General features: G+C 66.6%; 18 protein-coding genes. 11 read left to right on the forward strand and 7 right to left on the reverse strand.

Annotated elements, in window-relative coordinates:
• Positions 1–26: 26 nt before the first annotated feature.
• The gene (locus AC1D0O_RS20965) at positions 27–929 is read right to left on the reverse strand and encodes a LysR substrate-binding domain-containing protein (protein ID WP_477655422.1); all 903 of its coding nucleotides are present in this window, start codon (positions 927–929) and stop codon (positions 27–29) included.
• A gap of 85 nt (positions 930–1,014) precedes the next feature.
• Here AC1D0O_RS20965 and AC1D0O_RS20970 point away from each other — a divergent pair, with 85 nt between their 5' ends.
• Genes AC1D0O_RS20970 through AC1D0O_RS20990 form a run of 5 tightly spaced genes read left to right on the forward strand, consistent with a single transcriptional unit; the run spans position 1,015 to position 6,331 of the window.
• A complete protein-coding gene (locus tag AC1D0O_RS20970) occupies positions 1,015–2,010 on the forward strand; it encodes a Bug family tripartite tricarboxylate transporter substrate binding protein (protein ID WP_477655423.1) in 996 nt (331 codons plus the stop codon).
• Positions 2,011–2,044: 34 nt separating this feature from the next.
• Entirely contained in the window at positions 2,045–2,902 is an 858-nt protein-coding gene (locus tag AC1D0O_RS20975; RefSeq protein ID WP_477655424.1) for an HTD2 family dehydratase, read from the forward strand.
• Positions 2,903–2,911: 9 nt separating this feature from the next.
• Positions 2,912–4,093: a CaiB/BaiF CoA transferase family protein gene (locus tag AC1D0O_RS20980; protein ID WP_477655425.1), complete on the forward strand. Its 1,182-nt coding sequence runs from the start codon at positions 2,912–2,914 to the stop codon at positions 4,091–4,093.
• Positions 4,090–4,941, forward strand: a complete 852-nt coding sequence (locus tag AC1D0O_RS20985) for an HpcH/HpaI aldolase/citrate lyase family protein (RefSeq protein WP_477655426.1) — start codon at positions 4,090–4,092, stop codon at positions 4,939–4,941. The genes AC1D0O_RS20980 and AC1D0O_RS20985 overlap by 4 nt, the downstream gene beginning before the upstream one ends.
• 34 nt (positions 4,942–4,975) lie before the next feature.
• Complete coding sequence (locus tag AC1D0O_RS20990; RefSeq protein ID WP_477655427.1) at positions 4,976–6,331, forward strand: class-II fumarase/aspartase family protein; 1,356 nt, start codon at positions 4,976–4,978, stop codon at positions 6,329–6,331.
• 7 nt (positions 6,332–6,338) lie between these two features.
• Here the strand turns inward: AC1D0O_RS20990 and AC1D0O_RS20995 are convergent, their stop codons facing one another.
• From AC1D0O_RS20995 to AC1D0O_RS21020, 6 genes are all read right to left on the reverse strand, one after another.
• A complete protein-coding gene (locus AC1D0O_RS20995) occupies positions 6,339–7,517 on the reverse strand; it encodes a M20 aminoacylase family protein (protein ID WP_477655428.1) in 1,179 nt (392 codons plus the stop codon).
• Positions 7,511–7,882, reverse strand: a complete 372-nt coding sequence (locus tag AC1D0O_RS21000) for a helix-turn-helix domain-containing protein (RefSeq protein WP_477655429.1) — start codon at positions 7,880–7,882, stop codon at positions 7,511–7,513. The genes AC1D0O_RS20995 and AC1D0O_RS21000 overlap by 7 nt, the downstream gene beginning before the upstream one ends.
• Before the next feature lie 111 nt (positions 7,883–7,993).
• A complete protein-coding gene (locus tag AC1D0O_RS21005) occupies positions 7,994–8,497 on the reverse strand; it encodes an Lrp/AsnC family transcriptional regulator (RefSeq protein WP_477655430.1) in 504 nt (167 codons plus the stop codon).
• A 43-nt stretch (positions 8,498–8,540) separates the two neighbouring features.
• The gene (locus tag AC1D0O_RS21010) at positions 8,541–9,938 is read right to left on the reverse strand and encodes an aminotransferase class III-fold pyridoxal phosphate-dependent enzyme (protein ID WP_477655431.1); all 1,398 of its coding nucleotides are present in this window, start codon (positions 9,936–9,938) and stop codon (positions 8,541–8,543) included.
• Between the two features lie 135 nt (positions 9,939–10,073).
• Complete coding sequence (locus AC1D0O_RS21015) at positions 10,074–11,000, reverse strand: 2-hydroxyacid dehydrogenase (protein ID WP_477655432.1); 927 nt, start codon at positions 10,998–11,000, stop codon at positions 10,074–10,076.
• A gap of 2 nt (positions 11,001–11,002) precedes the next feature.
• Positions 11,003–11,902, reverse strand: coding sequence for a GNAT family N-acetyltransferase (locus AC1D0O_RS21020; protein ID WP_477655433.1), 900 nt, complete (start codon positions 11,900–11,902; stop codon positions 11,003–11,005).
• A gap of 333 nt (positions 11,903–12,235) precedes the next feature.
• On the opposite strand from AC1D0O_RS21020, the gene AC1D0O_RS21025 reads away from it, so the two are divergent.
• From AC1D0O_RS21025 to AC1D0O_RS21050, 6 genes are all read left to right on the forward strand, one after another.
• A complete protein-coding gene (locus AC1D0O_RS21025; protein WP_477655434.1) occupies positions 12,236–12,904 on the forward strand; it encodes a haloacid dehalogenase type II in 669 nt (222 codons plus the stop codon).
• A gap of 70 nt (positions 12,905–12,974) precedes the next feature.
• Positions 12,975–13,334, forward strand: a complete 360-nt coding sequence (locus AC1D0O_RS21030; RefSeq protein ID WP_477655435.1) for a cupin domain-containing protein — start codon at positions 12,975–12,977, stop codon at positions 13,332–13,334.
• 54 nt (positions 13,335–13,388) lie between these two features.
• Positions 13,389–14,990, forward strand: coding sequence for an ABC transporter substrate-binding protein (locus tag AC1D0O_RS21035; protein WP_477655436.1), 1,602 nt, complete (start codon positions 13,389–13,391; stop codon positions 14,988–14,990).
• Positions 14,991–15,004: 14 nt separating this feature from the next.
• Complete coding sequence (locus AC1D0O_RS21040; RefSeq protein WP_457306422.1) at positions 15,005–15,361, forward strand: cupin domain-containing protein; 357 nt, start codon at positions 15,005–15,007, stop codon at positions 15,359–15,361.
• A 20-nt stretch (positions 15,362–15,381) separates the two neighbouring features.
• On the forward strand, positions 15,382–16,266 hold the full coding sequence (locus AC1D0O_RS21045; protein ID WP_477655437.1) for a GNAT family N-acetyltransferase: 885 nt from the start codon (positions 15,382–15,384) through the stop codon (positions 16,264–16,266).
• 34 nt (positions 16,267–16,300) lie between these two features.
• The gene (locus AC1D0O_RS21050; protein WP_477655438.1) at positions 16,301–17,578 is read left to right on the forward strand and encodes an NAD(P)/FAD-dependent oxidoreductase; all 1,278 of its coding nucleotides are present in this window, start codon (positions 16,301–16,303) and stop codon (positions 17,576–17,578) included.
• Positions 17,579–17,619: the final 41 nt, after the last annotated feature.

Consider the following 17,619-nt stretch of genomic DNA (forward strand, 5'->3'; position numbering starts at 1 on the left):
CCAATGCCGGCCTTTGGCACCCCCACTTAGCGACGCTCTTTCAGCGCTGTGTGCAGGTAGTCGTAGAACATCTTCGCCGGCGCGCGAAGCGTCGTGCCACGCAAGGTGGTGAGGCCTAATACGCGCGACACTGCAGGCGCGACCAGCGCCACGCCGACCATCGACGGATGCCGTTTCGGCAAGGCCAGGCGCGGTACGGCGGCAAGCCCGAGCCCCGCCTCGACCATGCCGAGCAGCGTCGCGATGTGGCTCACCTCGAGGCGGTAGGAAGGGTTGATGCCGGCCTTGGCCAGCGCATCGTCCAGCAGTTGCCGGTTCCCGCTGGTGCGCGCGACCGTGATCAGGCGCTCGGTTTCCAGGTTCTTCCATGACAGCGTCTTGCGCCCGGCGAGCGCATGGCGGCGCGGCATTGCCACCACGAAGGGGTCGGTGTGGATAGGCTCGAAGTCCACGCCGGGCACCTGGTTGCCCATGAAGCTGATGCCGAAGTCCGACTCGCCCGACACCACGCTGGCCATCACCGCGCCGGCGGCTTCGTCGATCACACGGACGCGGATCAGCGGGTAGCGCTCCGAGAATGAGCTCACCACCGAGGGCAGGAAATGGATGGCCGCGGAAGGCACGCAGGCCACCGTGACCCGGCCGGTGCGGCTGCCGGCGATATCGGTGATGCCGAGCATGGCGGACTCGAGGTCGTCCATCGCTGCGCGCGCGCGATCCAGAAAAACCTGGCCGAGGGCTGTCAGTTCGACTTCACGCGTGGTGCGGTTGAACAGCCGCGCGCCCAGGATGGTCTCGAGCTTGTCGATGCGCCGGCTTAAGGCGGGTGGCGAAAGGTGGATGTGGTCGGCTGCCGCGCGAAAGCTCCCGCGCTCGGCCACCGACACGAAGGCTTCGAGTTGCTGCAAATCGAAATTGATGCGTGCCATGCACCAATATTAGCAAAAGTTGCACTTCACGGATTCCCTGCACGCGCTGATGATCCGGTAACCAGAACATCCACAGGAGACATCCATGCTGCCCAAACACCCCGTCCGGACTTTGCTGATGCTGAGCTTGCTGCCGCTGGCGGCCGGTTCTTCCATGGCGGCGACCAGTCCGGCGACGTCCCAGAACTGGCCTGAAAAAGCGATCACCATCGTGGTGCCGACCTCCGCCGGCGGCGCGAACGACGCAATGGCGCGTGTCCTGGCCCAGGGACTCAGCAGCCGGCTCGGCAAGCCGGTCATTGTGGACAACCGGGCCGGCGCGAACGGCGCAATTGCCAGCGAGTTCGTGGCCCGCGCCGCGCCGGACGGCTACACCTTGATGTTCGGCTATATCGCCACCCACGGCATCAACCCGGCCCTGCAAAAACTGCGCTACAACCCGGTCACCGATTTCGAGCCCATCGGCATGGTGGCGGCTTCTCCGACGGTGCTGGTCGTCAACCCGGAAGTGCCGGCCAAGACCGCCAAGGAACTGGTGCAGCTCATCAAGGCCAAACCCGACAGCTTCAGTTTCGCGACGGCGGGGAACGGCACCGCGCCGCATATCGCCGGCGAGCTGTTCAAACTCTCCGCCGGGCTGGACGTGATCGGCATTCCCCACAAAGGCTCGGCGCCCGCCGTGATGAGCACCATCTCCGGCATCACGCAGTACATGTTTCCCAGCTTGTTCACCGCCTACCCGCAAATCAAGGGCGGCAAGCTCAAGCCACTGGGCATCGCCGGCGACAAGCGATCGCCCATCTTGCCCGACGTCCCGACGCTGGCCGAACAGGGCATTCCCAACGTCAGCATGTCTCAGTGGTATGCCATGTTCGCTCCCGCCAAAACCCCCAAGGCGGTGGTGGACCGGCTGAACCAGGAGATCAACCGCGTGCTGGCCGAAAAATCCGTGCAGAAATTCATTGAAGACCAGGGGGCCGAGGTCGAAACCAGCACGCCCGCGCAGCTCAAAACCCTGGTGCAAAAGGAAGTCACGCGCTGGAAGGGCGTTGTGGCGGCTGCAAAAATCAAGCTTGATTGAGCGGCGCTAGATCTGCTGAAAGGAGTGCATGCGCATGAATCTGCAAAACTGGACAGGCTGCAGCGAAACGGTGGAAGACCTCGTCACCGCGACGCCCTGTGCGGCACTGGCCGCCACGCTGGACTGGCCCGCTTCCGCCGGGCCACAGCGGCCCGCAGCCGGCACCCCGCTGCCTTACCTGTGGCATTGGCTGTATTTTCTGCCTCTGCACCCGCAATCGGACATCGGGCCCGACGGCCACGCCAAACGTGGCGGCTTCCTGCCGCCCGTATCGCTGCCGCGCCGCATGTGGGCCGGCAGCGATTTCGAGTTCCATGAGCCCTTGCGGGTCGGAGACGCGCTGCAGCGCACGTCCACGATTGCCGGAATCACCGAGAAATCGGGCCGCAGCGGAAACCTGGTTTTCGTGAAGGTCCGCCACGAGATCCGCCGCAACGGCTCCGCGGATGTGGCGTTGACGGAGCACCACAACATCGTCTACCGCGCGGCACCGACGCCCGACGACGTGGCCCCGCCGCCGCAGGCCGCACCCACCGAATTCGCCTGGGTGCGCCGCATCGTCGCCGACGACGTGCTGCTGTTCCGCTACTCGGCCCTCACCTTCAACGGGCACCGCATTCACTACGACCGCAAGTACGTCACCGAGGTCGAGGGCTACCCGGGACTCATCGTGCACGGCCCGCTGATCGCCACGCTGCTCATGGACCTGTTGCGCCGGCGTATGCCCGACGCCACGGTGCGCAAATTCGAGTTCAAGGCGGTCCGGCCTACGTTCGACGTCAACCCGTTCTCGATCCACGGGCAGCCTTCGGCCGACGGCAAGAGCGTGCGCCTGTGGGGGCGCGACCACGAAGGCTGGCTCACGATGGACGCCACCGCCACGCTCGGCTGAGGAAACGCCATGCAACCACTCAAAGGCATCACCGTCGTCACGCTCGAACACGCCATCGCGGCGCCCTTCGCCACACGGCAACTGGCCGACATGGGCGCGCGTGTCATCAAGGTCGAGCGCCCCGGTGTGGGCGATTTCGCGCGGGCCTACGACAGCCGTGTGCGGGGCCTGGCGTCGCATTTCGTCTGGACCAACCGCTCCAAGGAAAGCCTGACGCTGGACGTCAAGCACGAGGAGGCGCAGAAAATCCTCATGCGCCTGATCCTCGAAGAGGCAGACGTCGTGGTGCAAAACCTCGCGCCGGGCGCCGCCGCGCGGCTCGGCCTGTCGTACGAAGCCTTGTCCAAACGCAAGCCCGGCATCATCGTGTGCGACATCTCGGGATACGGCGACGACGGCCCTTACCGCGACAAAAAGGCCTATGACCTGCTGATCCAGAGCGAGGCCGGTTTCGTCTCGGTGACCGGCACGGCCGACACACCGTCCAAGGCCGGCCCGTCGATCGCCGACATCGCCGCCGGCATGTATGCGTACACCAACATCCTGGGCGCGCTCATGCACCGCCAGCAGACCGGCGAAGGCCAGCGCATCGACATCTCGATGCTTGAGTCGCTGTCGGAGTGGATGAGCTACCCGCTTTATTACGCCTTCGAAGGCGCGGCGCCGCCCCAGCGCACGGGCGCCAGCCACGCGACGATTTACCCCTACGGCCCGTTCCTGGCCGGCGACGGCAAGACCGTGATGATGGGCCTGCAGAACGAACGCGAATGGAAGGTGTTTTGCGAAAAGGTGCTGCTGCAGCCCGCGCTTGCCAGCGACCCGCGCTTTGCTGGCAACGCACAGCGCAGCGCCGCCCGGGGCGAACTCTCGTCACTCATCGTCGAAACCTTCAGCACCCTGAGCGCCGCGCAAGTGGTCGAGCGGCTGGAAGCCGCCGGCATCGCCAACGCCCAGGTCAACACCATGAGCGAGCTGTGGAAGCATCCGCAGCTCGAAGCCCGCGCACGCTGGCGTGAAATCAATACCCCGGCCGGCGCCGTGCCCGCCATGCTGCCGCCCGGTTCCTGGCAGCACGGCGCCCCGCGCATGGACGCCGTGCCCGCACTGGGCCAACACACCGACACGATCCTGAACCACTTCGGCTATGGCACCGAACAGATCGCCCAGCTGCGCGCGGAAGGCGCCGTATGAGCATGCCGACCGCCGTGCCGCTGAGCTACCTGTTCGTGCCGGGCCACCAGCCCGAGCGATTCGCCAAGGCCTTGGCCTCGGGTGCCGACCGCGTCATCATCGACCTGGAAGACGCGGTCTCGCCCTCCGGCAAGGCTGCCGCGCGCGAAGCCATCGCTGCGTGGATGTCCTCCGCCAACGAAGAGATTCGCGGTAAGGTGTTGATCCGCATCAACGATGCGAGCACGGCCTGGTACGCGGACGACCTGCAGCTCCTGCGGCAGGTGCGGGCCGCCTGCGTCATGCTTCCGAAGTGCGAAAGCCGGCGGCAGCTTGCCGACGTTCTCGCTCCGCTCGTTGCGGGCGCCACCGTGTTGCCTCTGGTCGAAACAGCGCGTGGCCTGCTGGCCGCCTTCGATCTTGCCACCGCACCGGGCATCGCGCGCCTGGCCTTCGGCTCGCTCGACTACATGGCCGACCTCGACATTCCCGCCGACAGCCCGGCGCTGCAGCACGCCGCGATCCAGCTTGCCGTTGCTTCACGCGCTGCGGGTTTGCCTTCGCCCGTGGCCGGCGTCACGCCCGACATCGACGCGGACCGTGTTGCCGCCGACATGGCGCAGGCACGCCGCCTCGGTTTCGGCGCCAAGATGTGCATACATCCCGCGCAAGTTGCCGCGGTGCATCGCGCGCTGCGGCCCGGCGCCGAAGAGCAAGCCTGGGCACAACGCATCCTGAACGCCTCGCGCGCGGCCGGCGGCGGCGCCATCCAGCTCGACGGGAAGATGGTTGATCGCCCGGTGGTCCTCAAAGCCGAGCGCATCCTGGCCCTGGCCGAACGCATCCCTGATTTTTCACAAGATACATAACCCAACTAACCCAACATAACCCAACGGAGAAGCTATGTCCGCAACCATCATCGACTCAAAAATTTTCGGCGACATGTTCAGCGATGCCGCCATGCGGCATGTCTGGTCGGACGAGAACCGCACCGCCAAATACCTGGACATCGAGCGCGCGCTCGCCAAGGTCCAAGGCGCCCTCGGCATCATTCCCAAAGAGGCGGCCGAGGAGATCGTGAAGAACTGCGAGCCCAGCCAGATCGACTGGGCCAAGCTCAAGGCCAAGACCGAACAGATCGGCTACCCGATCATCGCCGTGGTCAACCAGATCAACGCGCATTGCAAGGACGGCCTGGGCGAATACTGCCACTGGGGCGCCACCACGCAGGACATCACCGACACGGCTGCCGTGCTGCAGATACGCGAGGGCCTCGCGCTGGTCGAGGCCGATCTCGCCGACATCTCGGCTTCGCTCGCCAAACTGGCGCGCGCCCACCGCGACACGCCCATCATCGGCCGCAGCAACCTGCAGCAGGCGACGCCCATCACCTTCGGCTACAAGATGGCCAGCATCCTCGCCGGCATCGAGCGCCACCGCGAGCGCCTCACGCAGCTCAAGCCGCGTGTGCTGGTCGGCGAGTTCGGCGGCGCGTCGGGCACGCTGTCCTCGCTCGAAAAAGGTGCGATGGAAACCCAGGCCGGCCTCATGAAGGAACTCGGACTCGGGCAGCCGCTGATTTCGTGGCACACCGTGCGCGACAACTTCGCCGAAGTCGGCGCCTTCTTGGGCATTGTTGGCGGCTCACTCGGCAAGATCGCGATGGACGTGAAGCTGCTGATGCAGACCGAAGTCGCGGAAGTGTTCGAGCCTTTCGCGCCCGGCCGCGGCTCCTCGTCGACCATGCCGCAAAAGCGCAACCCGATCTCCTGCCTCTACATCCACGCCAACATCTCCGTGGTGCGCCAGCTGGCCGCATCGCTGATGGACGCGATGGTCGCCGACCATGAGCGCTCCACCGGCCCGTGGGAAATCGAATGGGTGGCGATGCCCGAGATTTTCTGCCTGATCTCGGGCGCGCTCAAGCAGACCAAGTTCATCCTCGCGGGCCTTGAAGTCGATGCTGCGCAGATGCGCCGCAACATCGACATGACCCACGGCCTCGTGATGTCGGAGGCCGTGATGATGGGCCTGGGCCCCTACATCGGGCGCGAATATGCGCACGACCTGGTCTATGACATCTGCCGCGAAGCGCTCCAGCAAAAGCGCCCGCTGATCGACCTGCTGGCGGAGCATCCGCAGATCAAGAAGCACGTGACACGCGAACAGCTGGCCTCGTTCTGCGACCCGATGAACAACCTGGGCCAGGCGGGCGTGATGGTCGACCGGGTGCTGGGGTCAATCAAGTCAACGGCCTAGCAGCGGGTCAGCCCGCCAGCGCAAGACTCGCCACCTGAACAAACCAGCTCACGCCCAAGGGCAATACCTCGTCATTGAAGTCGTAGCTGGGATGGTGCAATGACGGGGTGGCTTCGCGTCCCGGGCCGGCGCCCTGGCCCAGCCAGAGGTAGGCGCCGGGCCTGGCCTTCAGCATGAACGCAAAATCCTCGGACGTGAACGCCGCGGAGGGCGCCACCGAGGCTTGCAGGCCGGCGGTCTCGGCGGCGCGCAGGGCCAGCGATGCTTGTTGCGGCGTGTTCACGGTGGCCGGGTAGTAGCGCACGTACTCCACTTCGATCGAGGTGCCCGTGGCCTGTGCCACGCCTTGCGCGATCTGCCGGATGGCGGTTTCGATGGTGTCCTGGACACCGGCATCGAAGCTGCGCACCGTGCCCGTCAGTTCGACCGCGGAGGGCAGCACGTTGTGCGACTGGCCGCCGCTGATGCGCGTGACCGAAAGCACCGCATTCTCGGTGGGCGGGATGCGGCGCGAGGTGATGGTGTGCAGCTGGGTGACCAGCTCGCTTGCGGCAAGCACCGCGTCGGGCGTGCGGTGCGGCTGGGCCGCGTGGCCGCCCCGGCCCCGCACCACGATGTCGAAGCGATCCGCGGCCGCCATGATGGCGCCCGGCCGCGTCTGGGCCGTGCCGGCGGGCAGCTCCGGCCAGTTGTGCAGGGCGTAGACCGCGTCGCAGGGGAAGCGCTCGAAGAGCCCTTCCTGGACCATCGCGCGCGCGCCGCCCCGGCCTTCCTCCGCCGGCTGGAAGATGAAGTTGACGGTGCCGTCGAAGCGGCGGGTGCGCGCCAGCTGGCGTGCCGCGCCCAGCAGCATGGCGGTGTGCCCGTCGTGCCCGCAGCCGTGGTGGACGCCGGGGAACCGGCTGACGTAAGGCCGTTCGCCTTGCTCAAGAATGGGCAGCGCGTCCATGTCGGCGCGCAGTCCCACGCTGCACTGTCCGCTGCCGGCGCGCAGCACGCCGACAACGCCAGTGCCACCTATGCCCTCATGCACCTCCAGCCCCAGGTCGCGCAGGGCCTCTGCGACGATGCCGGCCGTGCGGTGTTCCTTGAAGGCAAGCTCCGGGTGCGCGTGCAGGTCGCGGCGCAGCGCGACCAGGTCGGGCACCAGGTCCGCGATTTCCTGCGTCATGGTGGGGCTCAGCATGCCGTTCGCGGCTGGCCGGCGGTCGTCAGGTACTGCCCGGGTGTCATGCCGAACACGGTCTTGAAGTGCCGCGAGAGATGGCTTTGGTCGTAGAAGCCCGCCTCGCTGGCCGCGCTGGCGACCGGCATCCCCTGCCGGATCAGGGCCTGTGCGCGTGCCAGGCGGAGCCGGCAGATGTAGCGATGCGGGGAAACGCCCACCTGCTGGCGAAACACGGTGGCGAAGCGCCAGATGCTGAGCCCGGCAAGATCGGCCAGCTCCGACAGTGACAGCGCCTGGTTGAGGTTCTCGTGGATGTGCCGCTGCACACGCTGGATCGCTGCGGCCGAGCGGGCAGGCGCGGGGATGCGGGAAGGAGGGTTCATGCTCCAAGCGTAGGCCGGCCCCACCGGAGATGGCACCGGAAACGGACGCCGGTGCAGCAGCAAATGTCGAATCGGGCCGGGCTGCAGCAAAAGCTGCGGCCCGCGGCCCGCTTAAACGTGCGGCTGGATCAGCTGCTCTATCGGGTAGAAGTTCTTGACGAAAGGCGTCTTGATCACGATGTAGCTGAAGTACTTTTCGATGCCGATGTTGGCCTCCAGCAGGCCTTCGACGATCTCCTGGTAGTGGTTCACACCGCGTGTGACGAACTTCAGCAGGTAATCGTAGCCGCCGCTGACCAGGTGGCATTCCACGATCTCGTCGATCGGCCGGATGCTCATCTCGAACTTGACGAAGTCTTCGCGTTTGTGGTCCTGCAGCGTGACCTCGGTGAACACCAGCAGCGTGTCGCCCAGCTTCTCCAGCCGTATCTGCGCGCCGTAGCCGGCGATATAGCCGGCTTGCTCCAGCCGCTTCACGCGCACCAGGCAGGGGCTGGGTGACAGGCCGACGGCGTCGGCGATCTCCACGTTGGAGGCGCGCCCGTTCTTCTGCAGGTGGCACAGGATTCGCAGGTCGAGGCGGTCAAGCTTGGGGTTGCCGGTGGAGGTGTTCATCGTTAACTCCATTTAAGCAAGTTCCACGCCCAAGTCAATCAGGTCAAGCCAGGGCGCGCCGCACTTCGGGCTGATCCAGCACGGTGTCCAGCGTGCGGTTCAGCCGCTCGAACATCTGCTCGAACTCCGAGGGCGTGAAGCACAGGGCCGGCGCGAAGCCCAGGATGCCGTCGCCGAAAGCGCGGAAGATGAGGCCGTTCTCATAAGCCGCTTTGGCGATGCGGTCGGGCAGCTGCAGCGCGGGGTCGAAACCGGCCTTGGTGTATTTGTCGCTCACCAGCTCCAGCGCGCCCAGCAGCCCGCGTGAGCGTGCGTCGCCCACCAGCGGATGGCGCAGCATGGACCGCAATCCGGCCTCGAAGTGCGGTGCGACGCGCTGGCCGTTGGCGAGAATGCCGCCCTCTTCGTAAAGCCGTATCACTTCCAGCGCCACGGCGGCGCTCACCGGGTGCGCGGAATAGGTGGCGCCGTGGCCTACCAGCGCGCCGGCCGGCGTGCCGTCGGCGATGCCGGCGTATACGCGCTCGGACATCAGCAGCGCGCCCATGGGCGCATAGCCGGAGGTCAGCCCCTTGGCGACGGTCATCAGGTCCGGCGACACGCCCTCGGCATCGCAGGCGAACATCGGGCCGGTGCGGCCGAAGCCGGTGATCACCTCGTCAGCCACGAACAGGATGTCCAGCTCGCGGCAGGCCTGGTGCATGGCCTTAAGCCAGCCCGCCGGCGGCACGATCACGCCGCCCGAGCCCTGGATCGGTTCGCAGAAAAAGGCGGCGACGTTCTCCGCGCCCAGCGTGTTGACCTTCTCGCGCAGCGAGGCCACCGAAGCCGCGATCAGCGCTTGCGGGTCATCGCCCACGGGGCTGCGGTAGGGATAAGGCGAGGGGATGTAGTGCTGCTCGGGGCGCGGCAGGTCGAACCCGCGATGGAAGGCGGGCAGGGCCGTCAGGCCGGCGCCGGTGGAGGAAGAGCCGTGGTAGCCGCGTTCCAGCGCGATGAAGTGCTTCTTGCTCGGCCGGCCCGTGGCGTTGTAATACTGCACGATGAGGCGCACGGCCGCATCGATCGCCTCGGAGCCGCCCAGCGTCAGGTAGACGTGCTCCAGCCCGGGCGGCGCGATCTCCACGAGCTTGGCGGCCAGGCGGATGGCCGGTTCGCTGGCGTAGCTGAAATAACCCGTCGCGTAGGGCAGCTCGCGCATCTGGCGCGCGGCGGCTTCCACGACGCTTTCGTGGCCGTAGCCGATGTTGACGCACCACAGGCCGGCGAAGGCATCGAGCAGCTCGCGGCCGTCGGCGTCGCGCAGCCAGGCGCCCTTGCCGGAGCGCAGCACCGTGGCGCCGCGTTGCTCATGGCCGCGCCAGTTGGCCACGGGATGGATCAGGTGCGCGCGGTCGAGCGCCACAAGTGAATCAAGGGAGAGGGTTTTGGTGGACATCATGGGCACAAGCTTAGGCGCGAGTGCGCAGCGGGTGCTGCGGCTTGTCCCCCTTGCGCGCGCACGACCATGCTGTTGTTCGCGCGCCTACGGTAGAAGATTCTGCGGACCCGGGGCCCGTGGACGGGGCCCAGACTCCTAGTACCCGCGCAAGCGGTCCACCACGCCCTCAAGCGGCAGGCCGAACGCGTATCGCCGCAGGTTGTCCAGCAGCGCTTCACCCGCGGTTTCTGCCTGGGTCGCGCTGGCAATATGGGGCGTGAGCCAGATACGCGGATGCTTCCAGAACGGGTGGCCCTGCGCGGGCGGCTCCGGCTCGCAGACATCCAGGACCGCGGCCGAGAGCCGCCCGCTTTCCAGCGCGGCGAGCAGGTCGGCTTCCACCAGGTGGCCGCCGCGCGCGGCGTTGACCAGGCCGGCGCCTTCCGGCAGCGCGTCGAACACGCGCCGGCCGAGAATGCCGCGCGTTTCGGGCGTGAGCGGCAGCATGCAGGCCAGGATGTCGGTGCGCGCCAGGAATTCGTCCAGTTCCGCCTCGCCGCTGTAGCAGCGCACGCCCGGCTCGTCGCGGCGCGAGCGGTTCCAGCCCGCGCAGTCAAAGCCCAGCAGCCGCAGCTGCGCGAGCGCCGCGCGCCCCAGCATGCCCATGCCCATCACGCCCACACGCCGCGTGGAGGCCGGCCGCACCGGGCGCTCCTTCCATTGGCCCAGGCTTTGCTGATGCAGGTACTGCGGCATCTCCCGGTGCAGCGACAGCACGGCCCAGCTGACGTATTCGCACATGCAAGCCGTCAGGCCCGGCTCCACCATCCGGACCACGGTGAGCCCGGGTGGCAATGCCGAGAAGTCGAACTGGTCCACACCGGCCCCCACCGAGAACAGCAGCTCCAGATTGGGAAGGGCTTCGGTGATGCGCGGCGGAGGCTCCCAGGCCGCGAGGAAACGCACTTGCGCCGGATCCCCGATCTCGGGCCAGGTCAGAAACGGCATCTGCGGCATCCTGCGCGCGAATTGCTCGGCCCACACGGCCCCGCGTTGCGCGGGGCCCTTGTACAAAAACGCCATCGTCAGCCCATCGCTTGATTAACGAGCGCCCAGCCGCCCACGGCCGGGCCCCGCTCCAGCGGCCCGCCGCGCACCATGGTCGTGACCGTGCTCACGCGCAGCAGGCCCTGCGCTTCCAGCCATTCGGGCAGCCCGCCGGTGGCGTCGACATCGATGCGCAGGAACTTGCCGGCAAAGCGGCTGCACCAGTGGCCGACGAGCGCCTGTGCGCTGGTGAGGTCCGGCGCCACGACCGGACCGATGGCATGGCCGCGCCCGAAGCGCCGCACGACGGAGAATCCCACGGCTTCGCCGCCGCTTGCCAGCACCACCGTTTCGCCTTCGGCCAGCAGCTGGCGCAGCATGGCTTCGCGCGGCATGCCGGCCGATCGCGCATCAAGGGCGACCAGCGTTTTTGCGTCGTTGCGTCCCAGCGGCCGCAGCCGCTGGCCCTGGGGCAGCGCCACCAGCTGGGCCGGGGCCGCCAGGCTCTGGTGCTGCCGGATCTCGCCCGTGATGGCGAAGCCCATCCGTTCGTACAAGCCGCGGCCTTCAGGTGTGGCGTTCAGCATCACGGTGCGGTCTTCCAGCCCCGCCATCACCGCGTGCATGAGGTGCTGGCCCACGCGCTGCCCCTGCATGTGGGGGGATACCAGCACCAGGCCCACCGACGCGTATTGTTTCCCCCAGGCCCAATGCATCGCCGTGCCGACCAGTGCGCCGTCGCGCACCGCGGCGACGCCCTGGCCGTGCGCGAGGCCGAACTGCCAGTCCTCCAGGCGATGCGGCCACTGGAACTCGCGCGACAGCGCCTGCGCCGCTTCCAAATCGTCCGCTTGCAGCCGGCGAAGCGTCACGCCGTCGGGCAGCGGGCGGCCCACCGCCTCAAGTGCGGCCTGGGGAATGGAAACGTGGTCGGGCATGGGGCTTTCCTTCAAAACGTCAAGGGCGGTTTGGGGAAGATGATGCTCGGCGCAAGGGCCGGCGGCTTGTACGATCTTGGCGGCGGCCACGGCCGCTGGAAGAACGGCACAAAGCGCCTGGAGCCCGCGGTACTGCGAATGAATGCTGCGTTCGCGCCGCGCAGAACCGCAACAACTGCGGCGAATGCTGCCTAGGATTGCTCCTATTGAACCACCGCGTACAACATAAAGCTTACCGATGTCCGTCGACTGCCACCCGCTCCCCGTGCCTGCCGGCCGTTTCCCCTCCGTCGCCTGAACCCTTTTTCCACCCTACCACCCACGAGGCAAACCATGATTTTCCGACCCAAGTACATCTCCTTCGATTGCTACGGCACGCTCATCTACTTCCGCATGCACGAGGTGGCGCACAGCATCGTCGGAGAGCAACTGCCGCCCGAGCGCATGCAGCAGTTCCTCAAGGACTTCAGCGCCCTGCGGCTGGACGAGGCCATGGGCGACTGGAAGCCTTACGACCAGGTGCTCAAGTCCGCGTGGGCGCGCACCTGCAAGCGCCACGGGGTCGCTTACCGCGATGAGGACGGGCAGAAGTTCTACGACGCCGTACCCACCTGGGGCCCGCACACCGACGTGCCGTTCTCGCTTACCCGCGTGGGCAACAAGATCCCGCTGGTGATCCTGTCCAACGCCATGAACGAGCAGATCGACGCCAATGTCCGCAAGCTCGAAGCGCCCTTCCACAAGGTGTACACCGCGCAGGACGCCGGCGCCTACAAGCCGCGCCTGCAGGCCTTCGAGTACATGTTCGACCAGCTGGGCTGTTCGCCGGACGACATCCTGCACGTGTCCTCCAGCCCGCGCTACGACCTGATGTCGGCCCACGACATGGGCATCAAGAACAAGGTGTTCGTCAACCGCGGCCACGAGCCCAAGCCCAGCGAGTTCTACAGCCACGTGGAGATCCGTGACATCAACGGACTGCCGGCGCTGGTCGGCCTGTAATCCGGCACGCGCCCGCCTTCCCGCTTTCCGCCTTTCCGCCTTCGTTCAATTGCAACAGGACCCGCTACCCATGAGCAACCTCACTTTCTTCAAACTCGACAACCTCGGTCCCGGCCGCGAGAGCGGCCCCTTGCCCGAGCGCCTGCTCGAGGGCGATCCACGTTTCACGAACTGGGACGTGGAGCAGACGGCCGACGGCAAGCTGCGCACCGGCGTGTGGGAAATCACGCCCGGCACCATCCGCTCGATCAAGGGCGGCGTCTGGGAGTACTGCCACATCCTCTCCGGCGTGTCGGAGCTGATCGAGGACGGCAAGGAGCCCATCCGCATCCAGGCCGGCGACAACTTCGTCATGAAGCCGGACTACGTCGGCAAGTGGCGCTGCATCGAGACCACCCGCAAGATCTGGATCATCTACGGCAACGCGTGAGTCCCGTGAAGCCCAGGCTCGCCTGATTTTTTCCACCGAGGAGACATAAACACAATGACAAAACAAGAACAGACAAGCAGCCTGATCGGGCCCGAAGAAAGCCGCAGCATCATGGGCGAATTGCAGCACGGCGCGAGCCGGCGCGACGTGCTGGCCATGCTGGCGGGCGGCCTGGCCTCGACGGCGTTTGCGGCGCAGGCGGCGGCCCCGCGCAAGGGCGGGCGCATCAAGGTCGCCGGGGCGACCGCCGCGCTCAGCGACACGCTGGACCCGGCCAAGTGCTCCAACCACACCGACTACATCCGCAGCTGCATGTTCTACAACGGGCTGACCTCGCTTGACGGCAGCCTGACGCCGCAGCCCGCGCTGGCCGAGGAATTCAGCACCAGGGACGCCAAAACCTGGGTCTTCAAGCTGCGCCAGGGCGTGACCTTTCACGACGGCAAACCCTTCACCTCCGCCGACGTGGTGTTTTCCATCATGCGCCACAAGGACCCGTCGACCGGTTCCAAGGCCAAGGTGCTGGCCGAGCAGATCGAGGAGGTGAAGGCCACCGGCCCGCATGAAGTGACCATCCGCCTCGTGGCACCCAACGCCGACCTGCCGGCCATCCTGGGTACCTGGCACTTCCATATCCTGCGCGACGGCGTCACCGACGTGAACGCGCACATGGCGGGCATTGGCACAGGCCCCTATAAGCTCAAGGAGTTCAAGCCGGGCGTGCGCTCGCTGGCCGTGCGGAACGACAACTACTGGAAGCCCGGCCGCCCTTACCTGGACGAGATCGAGTATGTGGGCATCAGCGACGAGGCGGCACGTGTCAACGCGCTGCTGACCGGCGAGATCGACCTGACCATGGCCATCAACCCGCGCTCGGTGGACCGTATCCAGGGCAGCCCCAGGCACGCGATCTTCGAGACCAAGGCCGGCCTCTACACCGACCTGGTCATGCGCCGTGACAGCACACCCGGCGCCAACCCGGACTTCGTGCTGGCGATGAAGCACCTGGTGAACCGCGAGCAGATGGTCAAGTCCGTCGTGATGGGCTACGGCGAGGTCGCCAACGACCAGCCCATACACCCCAGCGACCGCTTTTTCTTCAAGGGGCTCAAGCAGCGGCCCTACGACCCGGAGAAGGCAAAGTGGCATGTGCAGAAGGCCAACCTTGGCAGCGCGGCCATCCCGGTGGTGGTGTCTCCTGCGGCGACCTATTCGGTGGAGATGGCGCTGGTGATGCAGCACGCCGCACGCCAGATCGGCCTGAACCTCGACGTGCGCCGCATGCCGGCGGACGGCTACTGGTCGCAGCACTGGATGAAGCACCCGGTGGGCTTCGGCAACATCAACCCCCGGCCGTCGGCCGACCTGCTGTTCACGCAGTTCTTCAAGTCTGACGCGCCATGGAACGAGGCAGGCTGGAAGAACCCGAAATTCGACCAGCTGCTGCTGGCCGCGCGGGTGCAGCCCGACACGGCCAAGCGCGCCAAAATGTACGCCGACATGCAGGTCATGATCCACGAAGACTCAGGCATAGGCATCCCCTTCTTCATGTCCAGCATCGACGGTCATACGAAAAAACTCAAGGGCCTGTCACCCATCCCGCTGGGCGGATTGATGGGCTATAACTTCGCTGAAAACGTCTGGCTCGACGCATGAAGGATCTGCTTGCCATGCCCAACAACCTCCTCGTCACCTTCAAGCTCGACCAGCTGGGCGAGCCGCGTGAATACCGGCCGCCCGCCGACCGTGTCATCGAAGGCGACATCGTGTGCCGCAGCTGGGACGTCGACAGCGCCAAGGACGGCAAGGTCCGCGCCGGCGTGTTCGAGTCGACCCCGGGGGTCAATCGCTCCATCAAGGGCGACACCTGGGAGTTCTGCCTGATCCTGTCCGGGGTGGCGGAGATCACCGAGGACGGACAGGCCCCGGTGACCTACCGGGCCGGCGATTGTTTCATCATGAAGCCCGGCTACACCGGAACCTGGCGCACGCTTGAAACCGTGCGCAAGGTCTGGGTCACGGCCTGAGCCATAGCACCGGAGCCATCATGACAAGCGCCTTGACTCAACCACCCCAAGCCCGCCATCAAGTGAACGACGGTGTGCACCTTGTTCCATTCGCCGACGCCCACCTGGAGGGCGCCCTCAAGCTGTCGCAGGAGATGGCCTGGCCCTACCGGCTCGAGGACTGGGAGGTCGCGCTCCAGCTGGGCCGGGGCTTCGTGCTGCAGGACGAAGCCGGCGAAGTGATAGGCACTGCGGCCTGGTGGCCGTACGGCGAGACCCATGCCTCCGCCGGGATGATCATCGTCGCGAAGGCCGCCCAAGGCCGTGGTTACGGTGCCCGGCTGATGGACGCGCTGCTGGCGGCGGCGCACCCGCGCACCATCACCTTGAACTCGACGGTCGAAGGCCAGGCGCTTTACCAGCGCCGCGGCTTTGTGCCCGTCGGCGTCATCGAGCAATACCAGGGCATTCCCACGGAGCGCCATGAGGCGCCGCCGCCCGGCCTCGTCAGGGCGATGGCCGCATCGGATTTTGAAGCGGTCGCGCACCTCGACCAGCAAGCGACGGGTTGGGCCAGGCCGGCGACGCTGCGGCGGCTCATCGAGCTTGGCGATGCCGATGTGCTTTTGCGCGACGGCGCGCCGCGCGGCTATGCCATTTGCCGCCGCTTCGGCCGCGGCCATGTCATTGGCCCCGTGGTCGCTGAAAACCTGGGCGATGCGCAGGCCCTGATCGAGGCCGCGCTCTCGCGCCTCGGAAGCGTCTTCGTGCGGGTCGATACTTCCGCCGCCTTGCAGCTCGGGCCGTGGCTAGCGCGCATCGGCCTGCGCCAGGTCGACAAGGCCACGACCATGGTCCTCGGAACACCGCTTGCATCCCCCGGCCCGGCGCGCATGTTCGCGCTCGCCAACCAGTCCTTCAACTAAACACAACAATGGCAACAATGATTCAAGAGGCCCTATGAAATTGACATCCTATTGGCTGGACACATCGCAAGCCTTCAAGAGCGCCACCCCGGGTCCGGTGCAGGGCAGCTGCGACGTGGCGGTGATCGGTGGCGGCCTGACCGGTGCTTCGGCCGCCCTGGCGCTGGCCAAGAAGGGCGCTCGCGTCGTGCTGCTGGAAGCGGACACGATAGGCAACGCGGCATCCGGCCGCAACGGCGGCATGTGCAACAACGGCTTCGCCCAGGACTACGGCATGATGTCGGCCAAGCTCGGCAAGGACGTCGCGAACCGGCTCTACCGGGCTTTCGATGCCGGGGTCGACATGGTCGAGCGCCTGGTCGCCGAAGAGAACATCGATTGCAGCTTCGCGCGCGTCGGCAAGATCAAGCTGGCGGCCAAGCCCGAGCACTACGAGAAGCTGCTGCGCAGCCAGGAATTGCTGGCCGCCACTGTCGATCCCGACACGGAAATGGTCAGCCGCGCGGACCTGGCAAACGAGGTCGGTTCGGACCGCTATTACGGCGGATTGATTTACCGCAAGGGCGCCGGCATGCATGTGGGGCGCTTCGTGCGCGGCCTGGCGGAAGCGGCGGCGCGGCGCGGCGCCGAAATCCACGAGCGCTCGCCGATGACGGGCTTGCGGCCGGCGCCTGGCGGCGGCCACATCGTCGAAACGCCGACGGGCCGGCTCCAGGCCAAGCAGGTATTCCTGGCGAGCGGCACCTCACAGACTGGGCCGTTGGGCTGGATACGGCGCAGGATCGTGCCGGTCGGCGCCTTCCTGATCGTCACCGAACCCCTGCCGATAGAGACGCTGGACCGGCTGCTGCCAAAACGCAGGATGGCGGTCGATACGAAGAACCTGGTCAACTATTTCCGCACCACACCCGACAACCGGCTGCTCTTCGGCGGGCGCGCGCGCTTCGCCGTCTCCGACCCGGCGTCGGACGAAAAAAGCGGCGCCATCCTGCGCACCGCATTGCACGAGGTGTTTCCCGAACTCCGCGATGCGCGCATCGACTATTGCTGGGGCGGCATGGTCGACATGACGCGTGACCGGCTGCCGCGCGCCGGCGAGCGCAACGGAATCTACTATTCCATGGGTTACAGCGGCCACGGCACCCAGATGTCGACACTGATGGGAAGCATCATGGCGGAAGTCATGGACGGGCGCACCGACCTGAATCCCTGGAAAGACTTCACTTGGCCGGCCATCCCGGGCCACTTCGGCCCTCCCTGGTTCCTGCCGCTGGTCGGCGCCTACTACCGCCTCAAGGACAAGCTGTCCTGAAGTTCATCCCGCACCCCGGCCCGGGCGGTGAACTGGCCCGG

This window comes from Polaromonas sp. P1_F2 (assembly GCF_056405735.1).